Origin of the sequence: Vibrio metoecus (assembly GCF_009665255.1) — a bacterium.
Taxonomy (GTDB): Bacteria; Pseudomonadota; Gammaproteobacteria; order Enterobacterales; family Vibrionaceae; genus Vibrio; species Vibrio metoecus_B.
Map to the genome: position 1 here is coordinate 784,395 of NZ_CP035687.1, position 22,532 is coordinate 806,926.

At 48.2% G+C, this 22,532-nt stretch carries 22 protein-coding genes; 10 read left to right on the top strand and 12 right to left on the bottom strand.

The features are described 5' to 3' along the window. Positions 1-50: 50 nt before the first annotated feature. Positions 51-956, bottom strand: coding sequence for a LysR family transcriptional regulator (locus tag EPB59_RS16925; RefSeq protein ID WP_154173988.1), 906 nt, complete (start codon positions 954-956; stop codon positions 51-53). Between the two features lie 147 nt (positions 957-1,103). On the opposite strand from EPB59_RS16925, the gene EPB59_RS16930 reads away from it, so the two are divergent. Further along, entirely contained in the window at positions 1,104-1,823 is a 720-nt protein-coding gene (locus EPB59_RS16930) for an SDR family oxidoreductase (protein ID WP_154173990.1), read from the top strand. A 187-nt stretch (positions 1,824-2,010) separates the two neighbouring features. Beyond that, positions 2,011-4,323, top strand: a complete 2,313-nt coding sequence (locus EPB59_RS16935) for a methyl-accepting chemotaxis protein (RefSeq protein WP_154173992.1) — start codon at positions 2,011-2,013, stop codon at positions 4,321-4,323. A 39-nt stretch (positions 4,324-4,362) separates the two neighbouring features. On the opposite strand, the gene EPB59_RS16940 is transcribed toward EPB59_RS16935, so the two are convergent. Continuing rightward, on the bottom strand, positions 4,363-5,253 hold the full coding sequence (locus EPB59_RS16940) for a LysR family transcriptional regulator (RefSeq protein WP_000375510.1): 891 nt from the start codon (positions 5,251-5,253) through the stop codon (positions 4,363-4,365). A 132-nt stretch (positions 5,254-5,385) separates the two neighbouring features. Between EPB59_RS16940 and EPB59_RS16945 the strand changes: the two genes are divergently transcribed. After that, positions 5,386-6,024 (top strand): NAD(P)-dependent oxidoreductase, encoded by a 639-nt coding sequence (locus tag EPB59_RS16945; RefSeq protein ID WP_000861284.1) that lies wholly within the window; start codon positions 5,386-5,388, stop codon positions 6,022-6,024. Between the two features lie 75 nt (positions 6,025-6,099). Here the strand turns inward: EPB59_RS16945 and EPB59_RS16950 are convergent, their stop codons facing one another. Further along, positions 6,100-7,041, bottom strand: a complete 942-nt coding sequence (locus EPB59_RS16950; RefSeq protein WP_154173994.1) for a GlxA family transcriptional regulator — start codon at positions 7,039-7,041, stop codon at positions 6,100-6,102. Positions 7,042-7,142: 101 nt separating this feature from the next. Between EPB59_RS16950 and EPB59_RS16955 the strand changes: the two genes are divergently transcribed. Next, positions 7,143-7,679, top strand: a complete 537-nt coding sequence (locus EPB59_RS16955; protein WP_154173996.1) for a cysteine hydrolase family protein — start codon at positions 7,143-7,145, stop codon at positions 7,677-7,679. Between the two features lie 47 nt (positions 7,680-7,726). After that, complete coding sequence (locus tag EPB59_RS16960) at positions 7,727-8,122, top strand: rhodanese-like domain-containing protein (protein ID WP_000093068.1); 396 nt, start codon at positions 7,727-7,729, stop codon at positions 8,120-8,122. A 72-nt stretch (positions 8,123-8,194) separates the two neighbouring features. Here EPB59_RS16960 and EPB59_RS16965 read toward each other — a convergent pair whose 3' ends face one another. Further along, the gene (locus EPB59_RS16965; protein WP_033927849.1) at positions 8,195-8,674 is read right to left on the bottom strand and encodes a MarR family winged helix-turn-helix transcriptional regulator; all 480 of its coding nucleotides are present in this window, start codon (positions 8,672-8,674) and stop codon (positions 8,195-8,197) included. A 148-nt stretch (positions 8,675-8,822) separates the two neighbouring features. Here EPB59_RS16965 and EPB59_RS16970 point away from each other — a divergent pair, with 148 nt between their 5' ends. From EPB59_RS16970 to EPB59_RS16980, 3 genes are all read left to right on the top strand, one after another. Next, on the top strand, positions 8,823-9,728 hold the full coding sequence (locus EPB59_RS16970) for an EamA family transporter (RefSeq protein WP_057568398.1): 906 nt from the start codon (positions 8,823-8,825) through the stop codon (positions 9,726-9,728). Positions 9,729-9,894: 166 nt separating this feature from the next. Continuing rightward, complete coding sequence (locus EPB59_RS16975) at positions 9,895-10,617, top strand: sulfite exporter TauE/SafE family protein (RefSeq protein WP_154173998.1); 723 nt, start codon at positions 9,895-9,897, stop codon at positions 10,615-10,617. Positions 10,618-10,692: 75 nt separating this feature from the next. Continuing rightward, on the top strand, positions 10,693-11,124 hold the full coding sequence (locus tag EPB59_RS16980) for a YccF domain-containing protein (protein ID WP_000946561.1): 432 nt from the start codon (positions 10,693-10,695) through the stop codon (positions 11,122-11,124). On the opposite strand, the gene EPB59_RS16985 is transcribed toward EPB59_RS16980, so the two are convergent. The 5 genes from EPB59_RS16985 to EPB59_RS17005 form a co-directional block, all read right to left on the bottom strand. Continuing rightward, on the bottom strand, positions 11,121-11,987 hold the full coding sequence (locus EPB59_RS16985; protein WP_154174000.1) for a glycerol kinase: 867 nt from the start codon (positions 11,985-11,987) through the stop codon (positions 11,121-11,123). The genes EPB59_RS16980 and EPB59_RS16985 overlap by 4 nt on opposite strands. A gap of 17 nt (positions 11,988-12,004) precedes the next feature. Next, positions 12,005-12,925 carry a Gfo/Idh/MocA family protein gene (locus tag EPB59_RS16990; protein WP_154174002.1) on the bottom strand — a complete coding sequence of 307 codons (921 nt, stop codon included), beginning with the start codon at positions 12,923-12,925 and terminating at the stop codon, positions 12,005-12,007. Positions 12,926-13,037: 112 nt separating this feature from the next. After that, complete coding sequence (locus EPB59_RS16995) at positions 13,038-13,568, bottom strand: MltR family transcriptional regulator (RefSeq protein WP_000818298.1); 531 nt, start codon at positions 13,566-13,568, stop codon at positions 13,038-13,040. Between the two features lie 138 nt (positions 13,569-13,706). After that, positions 13,707-14,861, bottom strand: coding sequence for a mannitol-1-phosphate 5-dehydrogenase (locus EPB59_RS17000; RefSeq protein WP_154174004.1), 1,155 nt, complete (start codon positions 14,859-14,861; stop codon positions 13,707-13,709). Between the two features lie 100 nt (positions 14,862-14,961). Next, entirely contained in the window at positions 14,962-16,911 is a 1,950-nt protein-coding gene (locus EPB59_RS17005) for a PTS mannitol transporter subunit IICBA (RefSeq protein WP_055031832.1), read from the bottom strand. A 611-nt stretch (positions 16,912-17,522) separates the two neighbouring features. Here EPB59_RS17005 and EPB59_RS17010 point away from each other — a divergent pair. Both EPB59_RS17010 and EPB59_RS17015 read left to right on the top strand, forming a co-directional pair. Next, positions 17,523-18,464 (top strand): M23 family metallopeptidase, encoded by a 942-nt coding sequence (locus tag EPB59_RS17010; protein ID WP_154174006.1) that lies wholly within the window; start codon positions 17,523-17,525, stop codon positions 18,462-18,464. Further along, the gene (locus EPB59_RS17015; RefSeq protein ID WP_233420215.1) at positions 18,461-18,775 is read left to right on the top strand and encodes a bactofilin family protein; all 315 of its coding nucleotides are present in this window, start codon (positions 18,461-18,463) and stop codon (positions 18,773-18,775) included. The genes EPB59_RS17010 and EPB59_RS17015 overlap by 4 nt, the downstream gene beginning before the upstream one ends. Positions 18,776-18,851: 76 nt before the next feature. On the opposite strand, the gene EPB59_RS17020 is transcribed toward EPB59_RS17015, so the two are convergent. The 3 genes from EPB59_RS17020 to EPB59_RS17030 form a co-directional block, all read right to left on the bottom strand. Continuing rightward, on the bottom strand, positions 18,852-20,555 hold the full coding sequence (locus EPB59_RS17020) for a phospho-sugar mutase (RefSeq protein WP_154174008.1): 1,704 nt from the start codon (positions 20,553-20,555) through the stop codon (positions 18,852-18,854). A 238-nt stretch (positions 20,556-20,793) separates the two neighbouring features. Continuing rightward, positions 20,794-21,690: an amino acid ABC transporter permease gene (locus EPB59_RS17025; protein WP_154174010.1), complete on the bottom strand. Its 897-nt coding sequence runs from the start codon at positions 21,688-21,690 to the stop codon at positions 20,794-20,796. Next, positions 21,691-22,527: a transporter substrate-binding domain-containing protein gene (locus EPB59_RS17030; RefSeq protein WP_000802045.1), complete on the bottom strand. Its 837-nt coding sequence runs from the start codon at positions 22,525-22,527 to the stop codon at positions 21,691-21,693. Positions 22,528-22,532: the final 5 nt, after the last annotated feature.

Sequence of the window (22,532 nt, forward strand, 5' to 3'; positions counted from 1 at the left end):
CTTGACCAGTCTTTTATGCTGCCGTATTGCGAGAGTCATGACTCGCCGATTTATTCGATGACACTCTGCTCAAAATAACGCTTACTGAACTCAATAAACCGCTTTAAGCGTACCGGTTGATATTTGTCTTTATGGTAGATGAGGGAAAACTCAACGCTCGGGATATGCCAATCCTGAAACACTTCGACCAGCTCGCCGCGGGCGACCTCTTGGTGGCAGTAGAAAGTGGGTACGCGAATGATGCCGTTATGCGCCAATGCTGCTCGAACTAACACTCGGCCGTTTTTACACTGTAAATCTCCATCGACTGGCACATCGAGAGTTTGTTTCGTCTCTTTGTGTTGGTAGCTCCAACGTTTTACCGAACCGGTTAAGCAGCGATGCTCGGCGAGCTGCTTGGGATGTTGAGGTTGACCACACTGCGTAAAGTACGTAGGGCTTGCGAGCGTGCTCATGCGGATTTCGGTGAGTTTCCGCGCCACAAAGCTGGCATCTTCTAATTTGCCCATCCGAAATGCCACGTCAAAGCCTTCTTCAATCAAATCAACGCGATGACTACTGAAATCAAGGTGAATCCGCACATCGGGGTTTTCCTGCATAAAAGCACTGCAAATGTCGGCAATCAACTCTTCCCCAATATGCCCGCCCACACTGTTGATGCGTAGCTCACCGCGCGCTTCTTGCACATCATCTACAGCGGCTAACACGGCTTGTTCAATACTGCTCAAGGCTTGTTCGCATTGACGATAGAAGATCTCCCCAGCATCCGTGAGCGAAAGGCTGCGTGTAGTGCGGATGACAAGAGTGACGCCCATGCTGTTTTCCAACTGGCTCAACTGGCGGGAAACATGTGAGCGAGAAACCTCCAGCTCTTCCGCGGCTTTAGTGAAATTGCCGAGTTTCGCAATCAGTACAAAGGCGCGAATGTCGGCCAGATTAAGTTGGTTAAGTTGCATGAGCAATTCCTTACATTTGTCATCATTTGGCAACAGTTTGTGAACCTGTCGACTATATATCAACAATCTGCTTTCGCCTAGACTGCTCGCATTGCAACGAACTCCTGTGTTCAGGAGAATTTTTCTAAGAATCAATAAGGTAATCCCATGAAATCATTAGTCGTTATTACAGGTGCAAGTTCTGGTATTGGTGAAGCTATCGCACGCCGTTTCAGTGAAGCGGGTCATCCACTGCTGTTGGTGGCACGCCGTGTGGAGCGTTTAGAGGCACTGAACCTACCTAATACACTGTGTGAAAAAGTGGATGTGACAGAAGCGGCGACCTTAGTGGTTGCGATTGCGAAAGCAGAAGCGCTGTATGGCCCTGCGGATCTGCTGGTGAACAATGCCGGTGTCATGCTGCTTGGACAGATTGACACGCAAGAGGCGAATGAATGGAAGCGCATGTTTGATGTGAATGTGCTAGGTCTGCTCAATGGTATGCACGCCGTGTTGGCTGATATGAAAGATCGCAACCACGGTACGATCGTGAACATCAGTTCTATTGCGGGTAAGAAAACCTTCCCGAATCATGCTGCTTACTGTGGAACTAAGTTTGCGGTACATGCGATTTCTGAAAACGTGCGTGAGGAAGTGGCCGCTAGCAATGTACGTGTGACCACAATTGCTCCAGGAGCGGTAGAAACAGAGCTGCTTTCACACACCACATCAAGCGAAATTAAAGAGGGCTACGATGCTTGGAAAGTGGATATGGGCGGTGTGTTGGCAGCGGATGATGTGGCGCGTGCGGTGCTGTTTGCTTATCAGCAACCACAAAATGTGTGCATTCGTGAGATTGCGTTGGCACCGACCAAACAACAACCTTAAGTTCAATCAAAGGTTTAGAAAATAGTTATGGCGATGCCTTATCAGCATCGCTTTTTTTATGGTCGGATCCTTTGCGCAACAGTGATCTGCCCACTACACTGAATGGTGTAGTTTCATATCAAAATAACAATGTTCGTTGGCATTTATTACGTCTTTTTTTCGAGACAGAAAGTCTCATGGACCCTATATGAAAATTGCTAATCGAATAGTGTTATCTATGACTCTTGTTGCCACCATTGCTGTAATTTTCGTGGGAGAATGGATCGGCTGGAGTGCATCTAATCTTGCTGAAAAAGCCTTGTATAATCGGGCTACTGAGCAATTGGTCTCTGTTCGCCAAACCAAAAAAAGTGAAATTGAACGCTATCTACAACAGATATCGGGTCAACTGATTACCTTGGCGCATATGGTGTCAACGGTTGATGCTATGAACGGATTGAGTGAAGCGTATCAACAGTATCCGATTGAACAAGTGCCAACCCAATCTTTGGATAAGCTACAAAACTATTATGCTGCGCAGTTTGGTCAAAAATACCAAAAGCTGAATGACGGCCGAGATGCAGCATTTGACCGCCGTTTACAACAGTTATCACCGATCAGCAAAGCGCTACAGTCACGCTATATTGCGGAGAATCCGAATCCACTGGGAGCGAAAGATGCTTGGGTGAGTGATGCCTTAGGCACTTCTTATGACGGTTTACATGGAAAATATCACCCAAGTTTCAAAAAATACCTTGAGCAATTCGGCTTGTATGACGTTTTCTTGATCGATAACGCAGGCGACGTTGTGTATAGCGTGTTCAAAGAGCTTGATTTTGCAACCAATTTGAAAACGGGCCCTTACAGAGATTCTGGGTTAGCGCGTGCTTATGTTAAAGCTGAAACTCTCGCTGACAGCCAATATTATCTAGATGACTTCGCACCTTATTATCCTTCTTATGAAGCGGCAGCCTCTTTTATCGCAACCCCGATTTTCGACAATGGTCAACGGATTGGTGTGCTGGCTTTTCAAATGCCAGTTGATGAAATTAACCACATCATGACCTTTAATAATCAATGGCTTGAAAATGGTTTAGGTCGCACTGGTGAAAGCTATTTGGTTGGCGGCGATGGTTTGATTCGTAGCCAACCCCGTCAATTATTGGAAGATGCGTCAGCGTTTATGAATACACTGAACGCGATGAAACTCAATAAAGACGTCATCAGCCAAATTCGTAGCAAAGGGTTGGCAATTGGTGTTATGCCGATTCGCAGTGAAGGTGTGGATAAAGGGCTTCGGGGGGAAAATGGTGTGGTGCACCATACCAACTCGGTGGGCATCGATATGCTAACCGCATTCAGCCCGATTAATGCACTGGGTCAATCTTGGGTATTGATTACAGAAATGCGGGCTCAAGAGGCGCTGGTTGACATTGTCGCGCTGAACCATGATGTGACAATTAAAGCTGCGTTAGCCATTGTGGTGTCAGCGTTAGTGGCGGCGATCGCGGCTCTAGTTTTAGGGAAAAACATCTCTCGTCCGATTTTACGTTCAATCCGTGATGTGCAAAACATCAGCGAAAATAATGATTTAACCGGAAGGTTGGAAGAGCAAGGCAGCGATGAAATTAGGCAACTTGCGCAAGCGTTCAATCGACTTTTTGAACAGTTGCAAGAGACGATCCGCCAATTTGCTCAGGCGACGGAAAAGCTCAATTCGAACACGCAAGTCATTTCAAACAACATGACGCATGCCCGAAGTGCGGTGGCGGATCAGCATGAGCGCACAGAATCGGTAGTGACGGCAGTGAATGAAATGAGTGCATCCATTGCAGAGGTTTCGCAGTTTGCATTACGTGCTGCAGAGTTTGTACAAGAAGCCAATGATAAAGGCCAAACAGGCGTCTCGGTGGGTGATGAGCTGTCACGCGATATGAGTTCGATCAACCAGCAGATGTCCTCCGCGGTTGAAGCCATTGGTCGTTTGAACCATGAGAGCCAATCGATCGCGTCGGTATTGGATGTGATTCAAGCGATTGCAGAACAAACCAACTTGTTAGCGTTAAATGCGGCGATTGAAGCAGCACGAGCGGGTGAACAAGGCCGTGGTTTTGCGGTGGTGGCAGATGAAGTGCGTAACCTTGCCTCCAAAACGCATACTTCCACAGAAGAAATTCGGCAGAAAATCGAACGCTTACAGCGTGAAACACAGGCGGTGGTGAGCTCGATTCAAAGTGCTAACCAAAATGTTTCTCGCGGCGTGTCATCTTGTAACAGCAATACGGATATGCTCAAACAGATCGTAGGGATGATCAATGAACTCAATGATATGAACATCCAAATTGCAACCGCGACCGATGAACAACGGGAAGTGACTGAAGAGATCAATACCAACATCACATCAATTTCTGATGTGTCATCGAGCGTCTCTCAACAAGTGGGACATGTGGATGAAATTGTTGGTGAGCTTGCACAAGAAGCGCAAAACCTCAGGAAACGGGTAGGACAGTTCCGCTATTAATCCTTAGAAAGCATCCCCGATTGAATCGGGGATTGGCTTTTATGGCCACAGCAAATCTTCTTGCCAACGCTCGGCGAGAAAATCAATAAACTGTCTGACCAAAGGTGTCTGGTAACTGCGCGACAGATACACCGCCCAGATAGAACTGCTTGGCAGATAATAGTCCGGCAGTAACGCTTGCAGTTGTCCAGCTTGCAACAGCGGATTGGCCAAATCACAGGGAAGACGAATGATCCCTTTATGATTTAATGCGGCGCGGCATAAGGTACCCATATCATTGGCGCGAATATTACCATTCACCAAAACGCTAAACTGCTCGTTATTTTTTACGAAATCCCATTTATTGCCACTGATATGCACTAGGCAGTTATGGTGTGCCAAATCTTGTGGCAGTTCGATAGGCGCATGTTGTGCCAGATATTCCTGAGTGGCACACACCACCATGCCGACTTCAAGCAAGCGACGCGCAATCAAATTTTCATCGGGCTGCTGCGTAAAGCGCAGCGCGATATCGACGCGTTCATCGACCAATTGTGAAAAACGATCGGAGGCAAGCACATCAAAATGAACTTGTGGATGCAGGTCGGTAAAGGCGATCACCGCATCCAGCAGCATGTTTTGCGTGAGACCTATCGGTGCAGAAATACGAATGCTGCCGCGTAATGCTCCTGATTGCTCCAGTGCGCGCATTTCCAGCTCCATGGTCTGATGGAGAATTTGCTCACAGCGTTGTAGTGCCTCCTCACCCGCTGCGGTGAGGCTGACTCGGCGTGTCGTGCGATGCAACAAGCGCTGCTTAAGCCAATCCTCAATCTCTTGAACATGGCGCGATACCTGTAAGCGGCTGAGGTTTAGGTTATCCGCTGCTTGGGTAAAACTGGCGGTATTGGCGACTTCAATAAAGCTGCGCATGGCAGTTAGGCGATCCATAAGTGCTCTCATTTGCAAACTAACTAGATACAATGTACATCATTTTTGCGCATTTATCGCTCGCGATGCGACAAACTATACTTATCCTCGTTGAACACACTCATCTAAATAGATTCAAGAGGAAGGTAAAAAATGAAAGTAGCAATTCTAGGTGCATCTGGTTGGATTGGTAGTCATTTAGCGGCTGAAGCGAAAATGCGCGGACATGAAGTGGTTGCTGTCGTTCGTGACCCAGCCAAAGTCACCCTCAAAGGGGTAGCGGTACAGCAACTGGATATCCTAAACCCAGAGAGCTCACTCAAATCTGTGCTGGAAGGCGTGGATGCTGTGATTGCTTCTATCGGCGGTCGTGCTGCAGGCAACCATGAAATGGTCGCGAAAACTGCGCAGCGTCTACTCAATGAGCTGCCACAAGCTGGCGTTGCTCGTTTATTGTGGGTTGGTGGTGCGGGTTCTTTGGAAGTGGCTCCAGGCGTGAAATTAGTCACCGTTCCGGGTTTCCCAGAAGAGTACAAAGGTGAAGCTCTAGCACAAGGCGAAGCGTTGGAAGTTTTCCGCGCAAGCAACAGCGATGTGAACTGGACTTTCGTAAGCCCAGCGGCCGAAATTTTCCCTGGTGATAAACAAGGCCAATACCGGGTGGGTGGCGATCAACTGCTGACCGACAGCGAAGGCAACAGCCGTATTTCGGTGGCAGATTATGCGGTTGCGCTGATTGATGAGCTGGAATACGCAGAGCATCCTCGCCAACGCATTGGTGTGGCGTACTAATCCACACAAGCGGTTTAATCATTGGATAACTCAGGAAGGTGCGCGGCATCTTTCTGAGTTTTGCTATTTCGGCGTTTACCTCTGAGAGGGCGAAGTAAACCGCCGTCGAAACTCACTTGGGGTTAACCCCATGATTTTAGAAAATGTTTTTCGACAAGCTCCCGCATCGTCATAACCGACTTGGTGAGCAATCCATTCAAAAGAGTGGGTGGAGGATTCCAACCAATCACACACTTTTTGGATGCGTAAACGCTGCAAATACTGGATCGGATTGTAGCCTACGGCTTTTATAAACCGTCGCTGTAAAGTGCGTGGTGTGACATGAGCTTGTGCGGCTAACTCACTGATGCTGTGTGATTGGTGATAGTGATCATGCAACCAATGTTGAAGTTGGAGAACCACATCATCACCGTGCAGCATACTCGGTGAAAATTGCTGGTAATAACGTTGCTCACGAGCTCCGGTATCAATCACCAAAAGCTTACCTACCTGACGCATGATGGCAGGAGAGGTAAATTGTGCGACTAACTCCAGCCCCAAATCCACCCAAGACATCATGCCTCCTGCGGTAATGATATCGCCTTGGTTAATCAGAATTTCGTCACTCTTTAACGTTACGTCTGGGAAGCGTTGTGAAAAAATTTGTGCCAATCCCCAATGCGTGGTCACACTTTTTTGGCGCAGTAATCCTGCGGCAGCCAGTAGAAAAACCCCTGCACATGCCGCACTAAGCAGGGCTCCTTTTTGATGTTGCCAAGTCAGCCAATCAAGTAAATTTTCCGAGAATGCTATGCTTTCAATCTGATCACGGCTTGGCGGTAAAACGATGGCGGCATAAGACTGCTCAAGCAAAGCAGAGTGAGCATTTGGCCACTCCACAATCTGGCTTTCAAACTTAAATGTTTGATTAAGCTCTTGGCTGGCGCGGTTCGCCATCCAGAACATTTCATCCAAGCCATGAACCGCGGAGAGTAAACAACCCGGATAAGCCACAATAGCGATTGATATAGAAGTCATCGATGTTTTGTCGTTTTTGAACCGTAAAGTGTCATTTTAGACTCTGCAGCGTAAGAAGAAAAACCGAGAAAATACGCCATAGATTCACTAAGGAGAACACTATGAACTCATCTGCACTGATTATCATCGATATTCAAAATGACTATTTCCCCAATGGCTTGTACCCACAATGGCAAGCGGAGCAAGTGCTCGATAACACTTTACAAGCGGTCGATATCGCGCAACGCCATCAAATGCCGATTATTCTTGTGCAGCATATTGCTGATCCAAAGCTAGGTAGCGCGCCATTTTTTAATGCTAATACCGAGGGGGCAGAGTTGCATCCTAAATTAGTTGCAGCCGCTCCAGAAGGGATTGTGGTGGTCAAGGCACACGCTGATAGCTTTCTAAATACCGATTTAGCCGAGTATTTGCAGCGCTTTGGCGTGCGCCAACTCTATTTGTGTGGAATGATGACCCAAAACTGTGTCACCCACACGGCTCTCTCTCCACAAGTCGCGCCATATCAAGTTCGAGTGTTCCCACAAGCCTGCAGCTCAGTGGATGCGATGGTGCATGGTATTGCTTTACGCGCTTTGTCCGATCGTGTCGCTATGCTGAGTCTTGATGATTTTGCAACGGAAGTGGCGGCACGTTAACCGCTGTGGCACACTGCATGCTCATTAAACCGACAAGGAGAAGTCGAATGTCTAGTGCCGTATCTCGTGTGCCCGCAGCGTCCAGTGCCGATGCTCTGGCGCATTTTGAAGCGTTGTTGCAGTTTGAAACCGATTGTTGGGACGTGCACCACGCGATCACCAATGAAAGACAAGATTTTGTGTTACTCGATGTCCGTGGTGAAGCACTGTATGCCGAAGGACATGTTCCGTGCGCTATCAGTCTGCCGCACTCACGCCTGAATGAAAAAACCTTAGCCGATTACCCTATGGACACACTGTTTGTGGTCTATTGCGCGGGGCCTCACTGTAATGGCACTGAAAAAGCGGCGATTCGCTTAGCCAAATTAGGTCGCCCAGTGAAGAAAATGATTGGTGGCGTTACTGGTTGGTTGGACGAAGGTTTTACGTTGGTCACTGAGTAGTTTGCTTCGACACTCCAGCATATGGATGCCACTAAGATAAGCGGTCGCCTTTGCAAGCGATCGCTTGTGTTTTTATTCTGCCAGCAGAATTTTTTTTAAAAGCTGCCCCAGTTGTTTTCTTTCTTGCTCAGTAAGCACACTCAGCATGCCATCCACATTAGCAACATGAGCATTCAGGGCTTGATCGACTAACTCTATTCCTTGTTCTGTTAAGGTGACTTTACAGCTTCGTCTGTCTTGTTCACTCGCGACGCGTTGCACCAAACCTCGTTGCACTAGTTGTTCAATTCGGGTGCTGATTGCGCCGGAAGAAAGCATCAAGGTTTGGTATAGCTCGGTTGGGGTGATCTCTCGGTCATTACGGCGGATAGTCGCTAAAATATCAAATTCAATGCAGCTTAATCCAAACCCATCAAACACTTGATCTAACTTGGTTTTCCAGATCCCATTTGTTTGGCGTAATCGACCCACGACCCCCATCGATGAGCAATCCAGATCCGGCCTGACACTGCGCCATTGCGCAAGAATGGCATCCACTTTGTCATTTGGCATAGTGTTTTCTGATGACATGATATCGCTCCCCTAAAATATCTTTTCAAAAAGATACTTGATCGAAAACCATTTCTCCATTATTTTCTAAAAAGTATCTTTTTCAAGAGATACTTTTGTCGAAGAAAAATTCCACTATATAGGGTAAATAATGAATACAACGTCAGGAATCAAAACGATACTGCTTACTGCCATCGCCCCTATCGTATGGGGCAGTACTTATATCGTAACTACCGAAGTTCTACCTCCACACTCACCACTCATGGCTTCTTTAGTACGAGCTTTACCAGCAGGAATATTGTTAGTCCTGTTTGCTCGAACCTTACCAACCGGAAATTGGTGGTGGCGTTTGCCGGTATTGGGCTTTTTTAATATTGGTTTCTTCTTTTACTGTTTATTTTTTGCCGCCACTGAATTACCGGGAGGGATGGCAGCATTGGTGATGTCATTCCAACCTATGTTGGTGATGACAATGAGCTGGTTTTTACTGAGCACACGCATTACGCCTTTGCAGTGGATCGCAGGGGGCATTGGAGTCATTGGGATTGGACTACTGGTGCTTAACCAAACCGCAGCCTTGAGCATACAAGGTTTATTGATCGCCTGTTTAGGAACACTCAGTATGGCATCTGGGGTCGTTCTGACCAAAAAATGGGGACGCCCTCAGAGTATGTCTACACTCGGTTTTACTGGCTGGCAATTATTGTTTGGTGGGATGTTTTTGCTGCCCACCACGCTGTGGATTGAAGGCATTCCTGAGCAAATTACCCCACTTAACTACCTTGGTTACGGATACCTGAGTGTGGTGGGCGCTATGTTGGCTTACTTTCTCTGGTTCCGTGGTATTGAGCAATTGCCAACGGTCACGGTGTCCTTTCTTGGCTTTTTAAGCAGTGTTTCGGCTTGCTTACTGGGTTATGTGATTCTTGATCAAGCGCTAACTTGGGGGCAGCTTTTAGGCGCGAGCGCAATTTTTCTCTCGATCGTGTTGGCTATTCCTCGTTCCTCCTCAGCCACTTATTCAACAACACCTTCTTTCAGTTTAAAAAGGAATTGATATGAAACTTACTCTCGTCTCTGGCAGCCAAAGAGCGCATTCATAAAGCTTGGGGCGCGCCAGTGCACCGTAGCAGGGTCAATTCTGGCGAAACGTTTCTATTGCGAAATATTGCTGAACTGATACCGTCAGTGTCATTCGATACATCGCAGTACAAGGGAGCGAAATGGAGTATTTAGGCGCGAGTGCGTGGATTGCCATGCTATTGGTTTTCATGGGTTCCTTTGTGCAGACCGCGATCGGCTTTGGGCTCGCGGTCGTTGCATCGCCGCTGCTGTTTCTTATTTCGCTGGACTATGTGCCATCACCGATCTGCTTAGTCGCGCTGTTTATTTCGGTGCTCAATGCGATGAAACATCGCGAGAGTATTTCGGTTGGCGGCTTAAAAATGGCCTTAATCGGGCGTATTCCGGGATCGATTGTGGGTGGTTTGCTGCTGATGTGGATTTCCACACAGGCGTTGGCGCTGTGGCTTGGCTTGTTGGTGCTGTTTGCGGTGGCGGTAAGTTTGTTGCCACTGCGCATTGAGCCGAACCCAACTCGAATGGGGATTGCGGGCTTTTTCTCAGGCGTATTTGGTACCAGCAGTGGCATCGGTGGTCCTCCAATGGCGCTCCTGCTTCAACATCAAGAAGCCAATCAATTGCGCGGTAATTTGTCTGCCTTCTTCGTGTTTAGCTCGATCATCTCTTTGATGGTGCAGTGGCCGACGGGTTTTTTAACGTGGCACCATGTACTACTGACTGTGCCGCTGATCCCTGCGGCTTGGCTCGGCTATGTGTTAGCCCGTAAAACCACTCACTCATTGCCAAAAGAAAAAATTCGCTTTGCGGCGCTGGCGCTCTGTTTGGTGAGTGGTGCGACTGCGGTGTGGCATGGATTTTTCTGATCATTCATTTTCTGTTCATGGTCGTCGCATTAGCGTTAGGCGCATGAAACACCTTCAACAACGTGAGGTAAGGTAATGTTAAGAACACTAGGCAACATTATTTGGTTTTTATGTGGCGGTATAGTGATGGGATTGGCTTGGTGGCTAGTGGGAGTATTGGCGTTTATTAGCATCATTGGCATTCCGTGGGGACGCGCTTGTTTTGTGATCGGCAATTTCTCATTCTGGCCGTTTGGTTATGAAGCGATTTCCCGTGATGAATTAACTGACCAAACCGACATTGGTACCAGCGGTTTTGGCGTTTTGGGCAATATCATTTGGTTTATTTTGGCCGGTTTTTGGTTGGCGGTGGGACATATTTTGTCTGCGGTGGCCTGTTTTATCACCATCATCGGCATTCCGTTTGCCCTGCAGCATTTAAAACTGGCAGTAATCTCATTGGCGCCGATTGGTAAAACCGTGGTGCCAATTGAAGAGGCCGCGCGTGCGCGTTATCGCGCTCGTTAATACGCTTTAATACCGAACTCACGCAATTTTGCGGGCAAAATGTCATCCAGTTGCGTGATCTCATGAGATTGGATCTCAATCAGTGCTAACCCGTGTGCTTGATAAAGTGCGCGGGTTTTTTGTTGCTCACTCGGGGCTATGTCACCTTCATCTGTTCCCCAAAATTGCAAATACACCTTGCCGCTTGGCAGATAAAAATCACTGGTCACTTCCTCTTCAATCGGCAGTGGGCGCTGATAAGCGTGTACCACGCCAGCCAGATACAGCCAGTTATCAATCAGCAGTTCACCCGTTGAACGCACATAATGTCCATCTAAAGTACGGTGTTTGGCAGCAAACTTCTGGCGAAAGCTGGAATAAGATTTATCGGTCGCGTGAGCCTGTGCTTCTTGGCCGAGAAATTCCACGATAGATTGGCGTAAGTGGCGGTTACGCAGGATGGCTTCATGCCAGACCACAAACCCATTACCTGAGCTTTTTTCTTCACGCTGCTGCGCTCCGGCACGTAGGCCGCTTTCGGTGGCGTGCCAACCTGCTTCGCTACGCGCTATCCAGCCTAATTCACTGAATAACTGATTCATTTTCTTCGGGTTTAATTTGAAGTATTCCCCGACTTGCGTAGCGGTGAGTGTTTGGCCTGAAGTGGCGTGCAAGTCGATCAGCAAATTCTCAGGCCAGACAATAAAACGCCCATACTTAGGGTGCTGGGCATATTCTCCCCCAAATTTGGTGCCGAGATCGGTCAATATCCACTGCTCATCATGGCGATGGATGTAACCCGCGGTTTTCAAATCCTGAAACAGCTGTTTGGCATCTTGCTGGCGCTTTTTTGCCAAGGCGGAGGTGGAAAGTTTGTCGGCCATGCGGAAATTCCTCTGTGTTACTGACTTAAGCGTTGGCAAATTGCTTCTGCCAGCTGGTGACTGGCTAAGTTACGTTCAATGATATGAGTGGGTAGTTTGCCTGCGGCTGCAACTTGCCACCAATCTTGCACCATAGCTTCAAAGCCTTTACTGGCAAGCATTGGTGTCCAATCTTTTAAGGCCACTCGACTTTCTTGGTTATCTCGCCACATTTTGCCTTGGGTAAAGGAATCAAACTGATAGGCCACATTGTCATAGCTCGCGGTCACCTGTTCAGTGGTGATGCCAAACTGACGGTTCATCGAAGCGTGCAATAAGGTATCGCCCGTTTGCCATTGAACATCAAGGCGCGCGAGGAGTCCTTCACTCATGTGGTAGGTGAGATAGAGGTCATCTAAATTGGGCTGACGTGAAAGGTTGACGCTATCTAGAGGATGAATGAAATCATCGAACACAAAGGTGCGAATATCGCCGGGTAGTGCGTGGCGATGTTTTTCCCAACGCAGTGAACGCAGCGCCCCACACTCTTGTTGAGCCAGCTCGGACAAATGTTGGTTGTAGAGCGGGATATGACGTCGGTTAAACCCGACATAAAGTGGTTGGTGATGTTTCTCCGCTAACTCGTACAAGTTTTCACACTCTTGCGCGCTCGCGGCGAGTGGTTTATCGACAAAGGTTGGGATCCCTAGACGCAGAAAAAACGCTGCAAGTGTGCTGTGTACATCGGTCGCCGCATGGATCATCACTGCATCCACACCATACTGCAACACATCACGGTAGTCGGTGCATGTCGCGCTGACTCGGTAACGTGCAGCCAATGTTTGTAGGGTGTGCTGGTTACGGGTACATAAAATCAGTTCGACATCGGGTAGTTGAGCTAATACGGGCAGATAGGCTTTCTGTGCGATATCCCCTAAACCAATCATGGCGACTTTCATGCTTCACTCGTCTGTTATCAGAAATGAGTCTCAGGCTAACACGATACACAGACAAGATGAAAAATGGATGCGGGAGTTGAGCGGATCACACTAAAATTGCGTGACCTAAACGTTAAAATGGGCTGTCTTTGTTGAGTGCATTACATATTTGAATGATGGCCAGAGAGAGACCGGATTTGATCACTTGTTGTTGGCGTTGCAACTGCAGGTGGTAAAAGCTGAGGTCAATATCGTCGTCTGGCTCCACCACGTTTAAGTGCAACATGCCCATTTTTTTGACCAGATTGAGTGCTTTGATTGGCGCGAGAATTTGCGGGTCGGTGAATTGGTACTCGGTGGCATCATGATTGAGCTGATTGCGCAGTTTGATTAAGTGTTCAATATCGTGGAAAACCTCATCTGGGATCACGCCCAAACCAAATAAAAGTTTCAGGCGAACCGTCAGGTCACCCAGCGGTCCTGTATCGTGCAAGAGTGGTTCAACTACGGATTTCACCGCGAAATTGTCTTTACGGAAAATACGTTGCATCAGTGCATCAATGGCTTCGGTTAGCACATCAACCGTTGTAATGAAGAATCCTCGTACCGTGTGGGTCTGATTCAAGCGCTCCAGAATGTCGGATTCGTTAATTTTTTCTGCCATAAACTGATCTGTTGTTGAGTTAAGTCGAGAGCGAGTTTCTGCTCTCGACATAGTAAGCATTGAGAAAGACTTGCTGTGCACGCTAAGTGGCCAAATCGACACTTAGACGAGCAGTTCATCTTCCATCATGCTGAATTTTCAATCCATTTGTTGATAGAGAGCTTCAATTTGTTGCGCTTCAATACTGTCTGCTGCCAACCCTGTATAGCGGGCAAGTGTAGAGCGAACGCCTTCTTTTTCAATACTTTGTTGTAATTCGATGGCTTGGGGATCACTGCTATTGCGATATTTCAGCGCCGCGGCAATCCCTTTCAATAACATGCTGTTTGGTAAGCCGTACTCAATTGTACCGAGTAACGGTTTGATTAATCTATCATTTGCGCCAAGTTTTCTCAGCGGCTGACGACCAACGCGATCCACTTCATCCACCAGATAAGGATTGGCAAAGCGGCTTAGGATTTTCTCGATGTAGGCGCTGTGCAGGGCGCGATCAAAACCATAGCGGCGGATCAGCACTTCGCCGCTCTCTTGCATCGCTTGTTTCACCTGTGCATGAATGCTCGGATCTTCAATCGCTTCACGGATGGTGCGGTGACCTTTTAAACAGCCCAGATAAGCCGTCACACAGTGACCCGTGTTCAGAGTAAACAGTTTGCGTTCGACAAACGCCATCAGGTTATCGGTTTTCTCCATTCCCTCAATCTGTGGGATCTCGCCTTTAAACTGCTGCTCATCCACAATCCATTCGCTGAAGCTTTCTACGGTCACTTCCAACGGATCGTCGTTAGCTGCTTGCAACGGTGGCACAATGCGATCGACTGCGGAATCCACAAAGCCCACTAAAGCATCAGCTTGTTGTTGTTCCTCGGCAGTGAGGAATTGATACACCTGCTGCTTAAGGTGAGTCGTACCGCGCACCATATTTTCACAGGCGATGATGTTGAGTGGTTGAGTATTACCCGCGGCAAAGCGAGCGCTCAAACCCTTGGCGATGGTTTTGGCAATGATATCCAGCACTGTTGGCCCAACAGCCGTGGTGACTAAATCGGTTTTGATAATCCGCTCGATCAAGGCTTCACTGGCACTGTTGACGGCGGTGACGTGGTTAACGGTTTCCATTTTGCATTCGCTACCGACCACTTTGACTTTGTATTCTTGTTGATGACTCAGTTGATCTACAAGGGGTTCGTTGACATCGGCGAAGGTGACGGCAATGTCGGCATCCGCCAGAAGTTTGCCAATAAAGCCACGGCCAATGTTGCCAGCACCAAAATGAACTGCATTCTTTTTCATCTTTACCTACCTAAATTTTGAATGTTTCTCTCACTGCCTGAGGTGAGGTCAGCCACATAGGGGGCGTCGCTGACCTCGTTTTGCCTCAGGAGCAAAAACGTTATGCCGCTTGGCTAGTAGCCAAAATGCTCAGTACATCACTCACATCAAGGGTTGAGGTGAGCTTGTCGATTGCATTTGGATCATCAAGAGCATTGGTAATGGTGGTGATGACTTGAATATGCTCGTCATTTTTAGCAGCGATACCAATCACGAGTTTGGCAACATCGCCGCTGTCTTCGCTAAAAGCGACGCCTTGTGGGTATTGGCAAATCACGATGCCGGTTTTGATCACGCGATCTTTGGCATCCACAGTACCGTGTGGTACGGCAATGGATTCACCGAGGTAGGTCGAAACCAGCTTTTCACGCTCGAACATGGCATCGACGTACTCTGGGTGAACGTAACCCAGTTCAACTAATTTGTTACCCGCGAAACGAATCGCCTCTTCTTTATTTTTGGCGTTCAGGCCAAGGTGAATGTTCTCTTTTTGCAGTTGGAATACGCTTGGCTGCTGTACTTCATAGCTGTCATCGTTAGCGGCCAAAATCGAAGGCTTGATCAACTGGCTATCGTTGGCCGCTTGGCGCTTTGCGGCGATAAGCTGAGTCACTAACTGGCTGTATAGCGCACTGTCTAGGAAGTTATTGAGTGAGATATGTTCGGCATGTGGCGCATGTTTGCGTGCACGGTCTGTCAAATCTTGGTGGGTGATCACGATATCCACATCCGCAGGCAATGAGTTAATCGCCATATTGGTCACCGTGACAGGTAAGCCGACTTCCTGCACTTTTTTGCGCAGCATGCTAGCGCCCATCGCACTGGAACCCATACCTGCATCACAAGCTACGATGATGCTTTGTACATTCGCCATGTCGATTTTTTTGCTCTGAGTTGCAGCCGGTGCCGCTTGACCTTTTGAGCCTGCTTTCATCTCTTTCATTTTGGAGGTGGCTTTCACCAACGCGTCTTTATCGCCATCTTGCTCGGTTGAAGTTTGTGCTTTCATCAGTAGGGCTGCTACGGTGAAAGAAACCGCTGCCGCTGCAAAGATAGAACACAGCACGCCCAAGATTGAGCCTTTGTTGGTCATCAGCAGAACCGCGAAGATTGAGCCTGGAGAAGCGGGTGAAACCAGACCTGCATTAAATACGGTAAGCGTAAACACACCCGTCATACCGCCTGCAATCGCCGCCAAAATCAGGCGTGGATTCATCAGGATGTAAGGGAAATAGATTTCGTGGATACCACCAAAGAAGTGGATGATGGTCGCGCCGCCCGCGGTTTGGCGAGCGGTGCCCTTACCAAACACCATGTAGGCAAGCAAAATACCAAGGCCAGGGCCTGGGTTGGCTTCAATCAAGAAGAAAATAGATTGGCCTGTTTCATTGGCTTGTTGGATCCCCAGTGGTGAGAAAATACCGTGGTTGATCGCGTTGTTGAGGAATAGGATTTTGGCTGGCTCAACAAAGATGGACGTCAGAGGGAGTAGGTGAGCGGTCACGAGGAAGTTAACCCCAGCCGCTAATGCGCCTGACAGCACTTTCACAAATGGGCCGATCAGGAAGAAAGCGATGATGGCACACAGCATACCGATGATACCGGCTGAGAAGTTGTTCACCAACATTTCAAAGCCACTGCGCACTTTGCCATCGACTTTATTATCGAAAGTTTTGATCGCCCAACCGCCCATAGGACCGACGATCATCGCGCCCATGAACATGGGGATATCAGTACCGACAATCACGCCCATCGTGGTGATGGCACCCACCACCGCACCGCGCTCGCCGCCGACCAGTTTACCGCCGGTATAACCGATCAACAGTGGCAGTAAATACGTAATCATAGGCCCAACCAAAGAGGCTAACGTCTCATTGGGTACCCAGCCTGTTGGAATAAAAAGCGCAGTAATAAAGCCCCACGCAATAAAAGCGCCGATATTCGGCATAACCATGTTTGATAAGAAACGGCCAAAATTTTGTATCTTGACCTTGGCGTCTGATGATATCATCGCGTCCCCCGTTGGATGTTCCGTTTGAATTTAATCGTAGTAACGGTTTGGCAAAAAACCGTTGATTGCTTAGTACACAATCACTCTACCACACAAATTTCGAATGGAATCACCAACGGGTTTTTTGTGATCTTTGTAACGAATATGTTGGCTGCATTCCGAATTTTTAGTGATCGCTTTCAACTTTCTGTCATGTAAATTTAATACATTTTTAACTTAAATGATTTGTCAATCATTTTTAAATGATCAATGTCTCTAATTTGATTTTTTGTAATCACTAAAAATATTGATATTGTTCACAATTTAGAATTCCATTCAGACGAAAAATAAGTCTTGAAGTGATTTATGTCTCATTTTGTTCGGTTCTGATGCTTCCTTTCCTATATCTCTTTTTAATTATTGTTCAATTTGTAATTTAGCTACGAAATCTATCCCAGTATGTTTTGCCTAACGGCATCTGGCGAGTTTGAAAAATGGTCGGGCTTAATTCACAAAATGCACACTAAGGTTGTGAGTTGGCTTCAATCACCCTGTGCAAAAGGTTTAGGCAAGGAGGATTCCTTGTTATCATCCGCCCCACTTTACGATCCAGATGAAGAACAAAGATCAATATGAAAGAGAGAGTGATTGTCTCGGTTTCCTCGATTCACGGAACCCAGCATTTTCATTTGGATAGAGTTTTTCGCCTCGTTCTCAAAACGCTCGGTTATACCACTTTAGTTGGTGTCGTAGCCGTTGGGGGCGTGATTTATTATCTGAAGAACCAAGTCGACTTTGCCAAGCTCAAACAGCAAGAGTTGGAAAACCAATCCATGTCGCTTTTAGAAGAAGTGACGTCGTTGCGTGAGCTCAAAGAGACTCTGGAAAATGATTTGACGGTACGTGAAGAGAAAATTCAGATCGTCTCCGATCGCTTAGGCGATTTAGAAAAAGTGCTCGGTGTTGATGAAAGCGGTGCGGAGTTAGAATCTCGCTTGGATGCCGCGGCGATCACATCGTCTGTTCGTACGTTGATGTTAGCGCAAATTCCCAGTGGCTCTCCGGTGCCTGGGGCGCGAATTTCCTCTGGTTACGGTAAGCGTGTTCACCCGGTGACTAAGCAAGCCAAATTACACCGTGGGCAGGATTTTGCGGTCAATATCGGAACTCCGATTTATGCTCCAGCAGATGGTGTGGTGGAAGTGACTCGTGCCAGCAAAGTCGGCTCAGGGAATTTTATCCGCCTATTACATGCGTATGGCTTCAGCAGTTCGTATTCACACATGCAGAAATTTGCCGTAAAAAGTGGTGAGTTTGTGCAAAAAGGCGACTTACTGGGCTATTCCGGCAACACGGGATTGTCGTCAGGGCCACATCTGCATTATGAGATTCGTTTTATTGGTCGATCACTCGACCCGCGACCTTTTGTCGATTGGGGCGTCAATGATTTTGAAACCATATTCACTAAAGTAAGAGGTATACGATGGGAATCTTTAGTAAACAAAGTCGAGCAAAGAGTCAGCTCTCAGCTACAACTCTCATCGCAAAAGGTAGCCACATCACCGGAGAGTTGAAAGTAGAAAGCAGCATTCAGGTCGATGGTCTCGTCGACGGCGAGCTGCATGTGGATAAAACCTTAGTGATCAGTGAAAGCGGTATTGTTCGTGGTGAAATCTTTGCTGACCATCTGATCATTAATGGCCAATTTGAAGGGACTGCACACGCCGGAAAAATTGAGATCCTCAACAAAGGTCGTGTTAATGGCACTTTGTTCAGCGACGATCTCAGTATTGAACAAGGTGGCCGTTTTACGGGCAATACCCACCCTTCACCAGAGCATCAAGTCGTTGACTTTAAAGATGCCAAAGCTGCGGCCGAAGGTTAACTTAACGCTCAGTAAACAACAAAAGAGAGGCATTAGCCTCTCTTTGTTTTTGTAAAATGCATGGGCTTAAAGCGAGTTATAAGCTGGTTTGATGCTCAGCAATCAGCAGCGACATCTGCTCATCCGCCCGCTCTTGCGCGCTCGCAAAATCTTCCCCAGCCGCAAACGGCGTCACTACCTCGTAGTAGCACTTGAGCTTAGGCTCAGTACCCGATGGGCGTACAATCACGCGAGCGCCACCGTCTAGATGGTAAATGAGCACATCACTGGTTGGCAGGGTAATCGCTTCGGTTTTGCCATCGGCAAAGGTGCGGCGTGCCAGTTTAAAATCTTCCACGATGAGCACTTTACGCCCTGCAATGTCCGTTGGTGGCGTGGTACGCAATTTATCACCCACCGGTGGCGAGTTCGGAGCCAGCGCAATACTGCGCTGCGCATTCACGTGCAGACCATGCTGGCGATACAGGGCTTCAAGCTGATCCCACACCGTTTTGCCTTGTGCATTCAACTCTGCGGCGAGTTGAGCAAACGCGACCAGGGCAGACAAGCCATCCTTATCCCACACTGTGCTACCAATGGTGTATCCCAAGGCTTCTTCATAAGCGAACAGGAATTGGTGCTGCTCGGTTTGCTCTTGCATCGCTACGTTGGTCAACCATTTGAAACCAGTGAGGGTTTGGTAATAACGCGCGCCATGAGCTGCGGCGATTTTGCTGAGCAAGCTGGAAGATACGATGGTGTTGCCGACCAGTTGACGATGAGCATCGGTTTGCGAGAGCAGATAGTGACCAAACAGTGAGCCGACTTGATCGCCGGTCAGCATTTGATAGTCACCATCAGCTTTACGCGCAGCAACCGCAAAGCGATCCGCATCTGGGTCATTAGCACAAGCAAGCTGAGCGCCGACTTTTTTGGCCAGTGCCATCACCATATCCATTGCGCCGGCTTCTTCAGGGTTCGGGAAGTTGACGGTCGGGAAAGTGCCATCCGGCTCGCGCTGTTCCTTCACGCTGCTAACGTGAGTAAAGCCAGCATCGGCAAGTAAGGTTTCTGCCATGTTGGCACCCACGCCATGCATCGCAGTATAAGCCAAGCTTAGCGCTTGTGGCTTAGTGTGACGTTGCAACAGTGGGCTTGCACCAATCGTTTTACGATAAGTTTGGTAATACTCATCACGCAGCCAATGCAGCAGGCCTTGTTGCTCTGCCTGTTCAAGGGCGAGATAAGGGATCGCTTGCTGCGCCGCTTGGTCAATACAAGCAGCAATACCTGCATCATGCGGAGGAATAATTTGCGCGCCGTTTTCCCAATACACTTTAAATCCGTTGTATTCCGGCGGGTTGTGGCTTGCGGTCACCACAACCGCGGCGGCGGCGTTGAAATGGCGTACACCGAAAGCCACGATAGGGGTCGCCGCGACTTGGTAGGTCAAATAGGTTTTGATGCCGAGTGAAGTCAGCACGCTTGCGGTATCGTGAGCAAACTGCTTTGAATCTGGGCGGCCATCGTAACCAATCACTACGCCGCGGTTTTTGGCATCGGGTAATTGAGCAATCAAGTAATGCCCCAGACCCGCCGCCGTTTCTTGGATCACTAAACGGTTCATTCGGTTCGGGCCACAGCCGACTTTGCCACGCAAACCCGCAGTACCAAATTCAAGGCGTGATTGAAAGCGCTCGGCAATCTGCGCGTCTTGCTGAGTATCGATCAACTGTTGCAATTCTTGACGAGTTTTAGGATCCGGATCTCTGGCCAACCAGTGTGTGACTTGTGAATTCATGGGGTCACCTTTGTCTATTGAGGTTTTGATAATTCAGTCTATACCCTTCCTACTTGAAGCTGCAGCGGTGTTGGCTACGTTCGTTCACCCCAATCACATAGTTTATCTATGCTCATGGGGATTCACTCTCTTGCCGCCTACCTGCAACTCCAAGTAGTTTGAGTCTAATTGATATTTATTCTCAAAAATATCGAAGCAATCGCTAAACTGGCTTTGCTTCGATAGCGTCTTTCATCGTTCAACGGCTTAAATGGCGTAAGCTGCGCTTCTCTACTTGCTTAAACAGCATAGACAGCGTGAGGCAAAGCACCAGATAGGCTGCGCCGACAATCAGCCAGATCTCAAAAATTAGTCCAGATGAGTTGGCAATTTCGCTGCCGACAAAGGTCAGTTCTTGAATCGAAATCAGCGAGATGATCGACGTATCTTTGATGAGGGATATTGTCTGCCCTGCCAGCGCTGGGGTAATGGCGGTCAGGACTTGTGGGGCAATCACATAGCGGTATTTGACCCACGTTGGTAAGCCAAGCGAATCCGCAGCTTCCCATTGTCCCTGCGGGATGTTGGCGAGTCCCGCTCGTACGATTTCAGCAATATAAGCAGAAGAGAGCAACCCGATACACAACACGCCGGACAACAAGTTTTCCCACAAGCGGGCAGGGCCAAACAGCCAAGTGATCAGCGGGTGAACTTCCGCTGTGTGGTCGCGCAGTAACTCATCCAAACCCAGTAGCGGGATGAGTTGATTGGAGATGAAAAAATAGAAGATGAACACAAACACCAGTGGTGGAATATTGCGTACCAACTGCACAAATGCGTTAGCGGGTAAACGCACAAACCACGCCTTTTGGCTGCGCGCGATGCCGATCAATGACCCTAACACTAAAGCCAGTACCATGCCCCATAAGCTTAAACGTAACGTTGCGCCTAAGCCTTGTAAGAAGTAGGGCAAGCTGCCATCCGCACGCGGCGTGAAAATTAGCGTCCACGCTTCACGCCAATGCCAATGGTAGTGAATACCTACTTCCGAACGGTAATAGAGCCAGCCGATGAGGCTGGCTATTCCGAGCAGTAATCCGCCATCCAGCAAAGTAAAACGATAACCCGAGGAGGATTTTGCGCCATAGTTATTCATTTACTGACCTGAGGCGATTTGATCCTGCCAATCTAAAGTGGAGAACCAGTATTCGTAACGCGCTTGCAGCCAGCCATCAGCAGTACGGTCTGCAATCCATTGATCAAAATAGGCTTTCTTGTCTTCTTCCCCTAAACGCACTGCAAACGCTTCATTGCCTTTACTTAAACGCTCACTGAAAGGAAGGAACAGCGAATCACTGTGTTTGATGCTTTCATGCTCGGGTTTTGGGCTTGAAGCAATCACTGCATGCGCGTTGCCGTTGATCACTTCTTGGAAAGCTTGGGCATCGTCATCAAATTGCAGCACGCTGGCTTTTGGGAAAGTTTCACGCGCCACTTGCACGGTAAAAGCACCACGGCGAGCCGCGATTTTTACGTTGCGCTTGTTAAAGTCTTCCAACTTAGAAAAGCCTTCCGCGAGCTTTTTATTGGCAGCGAGTTGTACACCAGAGTGCGAATAGGGTGCAGTAAACAGCACACTTTTGGAACGCTCAGGCGTGACCGACATTCCGCCGATGATCACATCAAATTTTTTGGCCAGTAGCGCAGGAATAATGCCATCCCATGCGGTAGGCACAAATTCCACTTGCCAACCTGAGTCGGCGGCTAAGCGTTTAGCGACATCAATCTCAAAGCCAATCAGCTCACCCTGCTTATCGCGCATTGCCCAAGGCACAAAGGTCGACATACCCACGCGCAGCGTGCCACGCTCTTTAATCGCATCAAGATTCGGTGTGTCGCTCGCCACTGCTGGCAAAGTGAGAGCCAGCCCCAACAAGCCCGTAAGTAAGGTTTTAACGCTGAATCGACCTAAACGTTGTCCAAATGGTTTCATAGAAG

Coding starts and splice junctions, on each gene's coding strand:
- EPB59_RS16925 (WP_154173988.1), bottom strand. CDS start 956: ATGCAACTTAACCAACTTAATCTGGCCGACATTCGCGCCTTTGTACTG.
- EPB59_RS16930 (WP_154173990.1), top strand. CDS start 1,104: ATGAAATCATTAGTCGTTATTACAGGTGCAAGTTCTGGTATTGGTGAA.
- EPB59_RS16935 (WP_154173992.1), top strand. CDS start 2,011: ATGAAAATTGCTAATCGAATAGTGTTATCTATGACTCTTGTTGCCACC.
- EPB59_RS16940 (WP_000375510.1), bottom strand. CDS start 5,253: ATGGATCGCCTAACTGCCATGCGCAGCTTTATTGAAGTCGCCAATACC.
- EPB59_RS16945 (WP_000861284.1), top strand. CDS start 5,386: ATGAAAGTAGCAATTCTAGGTGCATCTGGTTGGATTGGTAGTCATTTA.
- EPB59_RS16950 (WP_154173994.1), bottom strand. CDS start 7,041: ATGACTTCTATATCAATCGCTATTGTGGCTTATCCGGGTTGTTTACTC.
- EPB59_RS16955 (WP_154173996.1), top strand. CDS start 7,143: ATGAACTCATCTGCACTGATTATCATCGATATTCAAAATGACTATTTC.
- EPB59_RS16960 (WP_000093068.1), top strand. CDS start 7,727: ATGTCTAGTGCCGTATCTCGTGTGCCCGCAGCGTCCAGTGCCGATGCT.
- EPB59_RS16965 (WP_033927849.1), bottom strand. CDS start 8,674: ATGCCAAATGACAAAGTGGATGCCATTCTTGCGCAATGGCGCAGTGTC.
- EPB59_RS16970 (WP_057568398.1), top strand. CDS start 8,823: ATGAATACAACGTCAGGAATCAAAACGATACTGCTTACTGCCATCGCC.
- EPB59_RS16975 (WP_154173998.1), top strand. CDS start 9,895: ATGGAGTATTTAGGCGCGAGTGCGTGGATTGCCATGCTATTGGTTTTC.
- EPB59_RS16980 (WP_000946561.1), top strand. CDS start 10,693: ATGTTAAGAACACTAGGCAACATTATTTGGTTTTTATGTGGCGGTATA.
- EPB59_RS16985 (WP_154174000.1), bottom strand. CDS start 11,987: ATGGCCGACAAACTTTCCACCTCCGCCTTGGCAAAAAAGCGCCAGCAA.
- EPB59_RS16990 (WP_154174002.1), bottom strand. CDS start 12,925: ATGAAAGTCGCCATGATTGGTTTAGGGGATATCGCACAGAAAGCCTAT.
- EPB59_RS16995 (WP_000818298.1), bottom strand. CDS start 13,568: ATGGCAGAAAAAATTAACGAATCCGACATTCTGGAGCGCTTGAATCAG.
- EPB59_RS17000 (WP_154174004.1), bottom strand. CDS start 14,861: ATGAAAAAGAATGCAGTTCATTTTGGTGCTGGCAACATTGGCCGTGGC.
- EPB59_RS17005 (WP_055031832.1), bottom strand. CDS start 16,911: ATGATATCATCAGACGCCAAGGTCAAGATACAAAATTTTGGCCGTTTC.
- EPB59_RS17010 (WP_154174006.1), top strand. CDS start 17,523: ATGAAAGAGAGAGTGATTGTCTCGGTTTCCTCGATTCACGGAACCCAG.
- EPB59_RS17020 (WP_154174008.1), bottom strand. CDS start 20,555: ATGAATTCACAAGTCACACACTGGTTGGCCAGAGATCCGGATCCTAAA.
- EPB59_RS17025 (WP_154174010.1), bottom strand. CDS start 21,690: ATGAATAACTATGGCGCAAAATCCTCCTCGGGTTATCGTTTTACTTTG.
- EPB59_RS17030 (WP_000802045.1), bottom strand. CDS start 22,527: ATGAAACCATTTGGACAACGTTTAGGTCGATTCAGCGTTAAAACCTTA.